Genomic DNA, 4,477 nt, shown 5'->3' on the forward strand with positions numbered 1-4,477 from the left:
CAATCACTGGATTATTACGATTCGAGCTAAGATCTTTTCCATAATTTAGAAAAACAACAAAACAATGGAAAAAATACTCCTATTTATCCCATCAAAAAACAACCAAAACGTCGAATTACTTCGAACAACACGAAAAAGAATAAATTTTGAACTAATTTACAAGCGGAAAACAAGGCAGTTACTCAACCAGTCAAAGACTTCTCCCATCAAAATACTCAACTTCACTACCCATTTAAAAACAAATAAAAATACAACCTATTAGTTTGATTATTAAATAAAATATCAAATCGAATTTGTACCTTCCCCCACACATCCCCAATCGAATGATTTCCCCCGCCTAATCCGCCAATATATCAGCACACCTTAACAGGAGAACGCTAATATGGCACAAGATTATCATCACGGAGTCCGTGTTCAGGAAATCAATGAAGGTACGCGTACCATCACTACCGTTAGCACTGCTATCGTAGGTATGGTTTGTACTGCCCCTGATGCAGACGAAAAAACATTTCCATTAAACACCCCAGTTCTGCTTACTGACGTTATGAGCGCCAGTGGTAAGGCTGGGAATAAAGGGACTTTATCCGCATCACTGAAAGCAATCGCAGCTCAGGCTCTGCCTGTCACTGTGGTTGTACGTGTTGCCGAGGGAGAGTCTGAAGAAGCAACCATTTCTAATATCATCGGTGGTGTCACTGATGCAGGTAAGAAAACCGGTATGCAGGCACTGTTGGCGGCGCAAAGCCAGCTCGGTGTTAAGCCTCGTATTTTGGGGATTCCAGGTCTGGATTCAAAAGCTGTTGCTGTTGAACTGGCCAGCGTTGCCCAGAAACTGAAAGCAATGGCTTATGTCAGCGCTTATGGCTGCAAAAATATCTCTGAAGTGATCAAGTATCGCGACAACTTCAATCAGCGTGAGCTGATGCTGATTTGGCCAGATTTCTTGAGCTGGGATACCGTCACCAATAGCGAAGCTATCGCGTATGCGACCGCTCGTGCTCTGGGCTTGCGCGCCAAGATCGATCAGGAAACCGGCTGGCATAAAACCCTGTCCAACGTTGGTGTTAACGGCGTGACTGGCCTGTCTGCTGATGTTTTCTGGGATCTGCAAGATACCGCAACTGACGCCGATCTGCTGAACAAAGCAGGAATCACCACGCTGATCCGCAAAAACGGCTTCCGTTTCTGGGGTTCCCGCACTTGTGCTGATGATCCACTATTCCAGTTCGAAAGCTACACCCGTACCGCTCAGGTTCTGGCTGACACCATGGCTGACGCGCATATGTGGGCAATAGATAAACCGCTGACTCCATCACTGGTGCGCGACATTATCGAAGGTATCAATGCCAAGTTCCGTGAGCTGAAAGCCGGTGGCTACATCATTGATGGTCGTTGCTGGTATGACGATAAAATCAACGATAAAGACACCCTGAAAACCGGCAAACTGACCATCGATTATGACTATACACCTGTACCGCCACTGGAAAACATGATGTTGCGCCAGCGTATTACAGATAGTTACCTGATGGATTTCGCGAAAAGTATCAATAAATAAGGGGCTAACTGATGGCATTACCTCGCAAACTTAAATACCTGAACTTGTTCAATGATGGCAACAACTATCAGGGGATCGTGGAAGAACTGACTCTTCCTAAGTTAAGCCGCAAGCTGGAAGCCTATCGTGGTGCTGGCATGAACGGCAGTGCAATGGTTGATTTGGGTCTGGATGAAGGCGCACTGGATGCTGAATTCACTCTGGGTGGCATTGAAGCTCAACTGTACAAACAGTGGGGCATCGCGAAAGCCGATGGTGTCATGCTGCGCTTTGCTGGCTCTTTTGAGCGCGAAGATACTGGTGACGTGGTTGCAGTTGAAGTTGTGATGCGTGGTCGCTTCCAAGAGTTCGATCACGGCACGTATAAACAAGGTGATAACACCCAGACCAAAATCACCGCCAAAAACACTTATTTCAAATTGACATGGGATGGCGAAGAACTGATTGAAATCGACACCATTAACATGGTTGAGAAAGTGGGTGGAGAAGATCGTCTGGAACAGCATCGCCGCGCAATCGGTCTTTTTTAATCGCTTCTTTTTAGCAATTAGCATTTTTAAAACTTATTTCCTGTCTCTTCGTCTCTGTTGAGACAGGTTTCAAATCGGATAAACAAGGTTGAACCATGACAGAAACACTGAATACTCAAAATGACGATCTGCGCACCATCGAACTGGAAGCCCCACTGGCACGAGGCAACGGCGAAATCACGGAAGTGATGGTACGCAAACCTAACAGTGGCGCGTTGCGCGGTGCACGTTTACAGGCACTGCTGGAAATGGATGTGGATTCTATGCTGCTTGTCCTGCCGCGTGTTACCACCCCTGCATTGACCAAAAATGACCTGATAATGATGTCACCTGGTGATCTGATTAATCTCAGTGTGGAGGTGGTCAATTTTTTGTTGCCGAAGTCGGTCAAGTCCGATTCCCAGAACGATTAACCGTTGATGAATTGGTGGCAGATATTGCCACCGTTTTTCACTGGTCACCGGCAGTGACAGATGAAATGTCACTACCGGAATTATTGGACTGGCGACATCGGGCCATTTTAAGAAGTGGTGCAGAAAATGAGTAATATACAGTCACAGCTTAACAAGGTATTGAGTACCGTTGGAAAGCTGACCAGTTCCTTTAAATCTTTTCAACAGCATCAGAAAAAACTGGTAGGTTCAGTAGATAAAATTTATAGCCAGTTTAAGAAACTTAATAAGACTGTTGAAGGATTAAAACCCCTTGTAGGTTATGCGCAGGAAACTGCGCGTATGCGTGCCGACCTTAAAGCCTATAATCAAACAATTAAACAATCTTTATCTACGCGGCAAAATTCCTCAAAAATGATGCAGGTTAGTGCCGCCAGTCAATCAGCCAATATTGTTCAAACTACCCAGATTATTAAACAGGAAAATTCATCCAGTAAAAAAAACGAATTTAATCTTGGTGTCACTGGGAATATGTCTAACAATTTTACATTGTTAGATAAGTTGGTTATTAATATTAATCCAAAGATAACAATTTTATTTGGCATTCTAACGAAAATTAATGCAGTTTTGAAATTAACGACTAATTCAGTAAAAGTAGTATTTCAAACTCTGGTTGGTCATATACAAATTTTCGGCAATATTGGCATAAAAATATTTGACTCTTTAAGAGTCAGTTTGAATATATTTGCACTGTTGGGAATTCAGGCTTTTGCTGAGTTAAGAGCCAGTCTGAACTTTTTTGTTCAGCTGGGCGTTCGGGCTTTTGTAGAGCTAAGAACTAGCCTGAACTTTTTTATCCAGTTGGGAATTCAGGCTTTTGTTGAGTTAAGAGCCAGTCTGAACTTTTTTGTGCAGCTGGGCGTTCGGGCTTTTGTAGAGCTAAGAGCTAGCCTGAACTTTTTTATCCAGTTGGGAGTTCAGGCTTTTGCTGAGTTAAGAGCCAGCCTGAACTTTTTTGTCCAACTGGGCATTCGGGCTTTTGTAGAGTTAAAAGCCGGCCTGAACTTTTTTATGCAATTGGGGCTTCGGGCTTTTGTAGAGTTAAAAGCCAGTCTGAATATTTTTGCGCAGTTTGGAATTCAGATTTTTGTTAATCTAAGAGTTAGCTTGGATAAATTTGCGGAACTGGGGCGTAAGGCTCTGGAAATGCTTAAGTCCAGCCTGGATGTGTTTGCACAATTAGGACTTAAAGCTTTTGAAGCGTTAAAAGCCAGTCTGAATTTCTTTGCCCAGCTTGGGATTCAGGCACTGGATAAACTAAAGTCCAGTTTGGATGCATTTTTACAATTAGGACTTAAAGCTTTTGAAGAATTAAAAGCCAGTCTCAATTTTTTTGCGCAATTAGGCATTCAGGCGCTGGATAAATTAAAGTCCAGTCTGGATGTATTTGTACAGTTAGGGCTTAAAGCTTTTGAAGAATTAAAAGCCAGTCTGAATTTCTTTGCACAATTAGGCGTTCAGGCGCTGGATAAATTAAAATCCAGTCTGGATATATTTGTGCAGTTAGGGCTTAAAGCTTTTGAAGCGTTAAAAGCCAGTCTGAATTTCTTTGCACAATTAGGCGTTCAGGCGCTGGATAAATTAAAATCCACATTGGATGCATTTGTACAGTTGGGTATTCAAGCTCTAAACAAATTAATATCACCTTTAGAGGTGTTTGCACAGTTGGGTCTTAAAGCTTTTGAAGAATTAAAAGCCAGTCTCAATTTTTTTGCGCAATTGGGAATTCAGGCACTGGATAAATTAAAAGCCAGTCTGGATGTATTTGTGCAGTTAGGACTTAAAGCTTTTGAAGAATTAAAAGCCAGTCTGAATTTCTTTGCACAATTAGGTATTCAGGCGCTGGATAAATTAAAATCCACATTGGATGCATTTGTGCAGTTGGGTGTTCAGGCACTGAATAAATTAACAGCGCCACTGGATATATTTGCGCAATTGGG

General features: G+C 42.7%; 4 protein-coding genes and 1 pseudogene. All 5 read left to right on the forward strand.

Features of this window, described 5'->3' with window-relative positions:
• Positions 1-382: 382 nt before the first annotated feature.
• A complete protein-coding gene (locus tag PSI14_RS19585; protein ID WP_273577657.1) occupies positions 383-1,555 on the forward strand; it encodes a phage tail sheath protein in 1,173 nt (390 codons plus the stop codon).
• A gap of 11 nt (positions 1,556-1,566) precedes the next feature.
• Positions 1,567-2,085: a phage major tail tube protein gene (locus PSI14_RS19590; RefSeq protein WP_010845425.1), complete on the forward strand. Its 519-nt coding sequence runs from the start codon at positions 1,567-1,569 to the stop codon at positions 2,083-2,085.
• 95 nt (positions 2,086-2,180) lie between these two features.
• Complete coding sequence (locus tag PSI14_RS19595; RefSeq protein WP_074024573.1) at positions 2,181-2,498, forward strand: phage tail assembly protein; 318 nt, start codon at positions 2,181-2,183, stop codon at positions 2,496-2,498.
• A gap of 14 nt (positions 2,499-2,512) precedes the next feature.
• Positions 2,513-2,632 carry a GpE family phage tail protein gene (locus PSI14_RS19600; protein WP_011144425.1) on the forward strand — a complete coding sequence of 40 codons (120 nt, stop codon included), beginning with the start codon at positions 2,513-2,515 and terminating at the stop codon, positions 2,630-2,632.
• Positions 2,625-4,477 (forward strand): annotated as a pseudogene (locus PSI14_RS19605) (phage tail protein); the annotation flags it as partial. The gene PSI14_RS19600 and the pseudogene PSI14_RS19605, both read left to right, overlap by 8 nt.

The organism is Xenorhabdus anantnagensis (genome assembly GCF_028598555.1).
Classification (GTDB): domain Bacteria; phylum Pseudomonadota; class Gammaproteobacteria; order Enterobacterales; family Enterobacteriaceae; genus Xenorhabdus; species Xenorhabdus anantnagensis.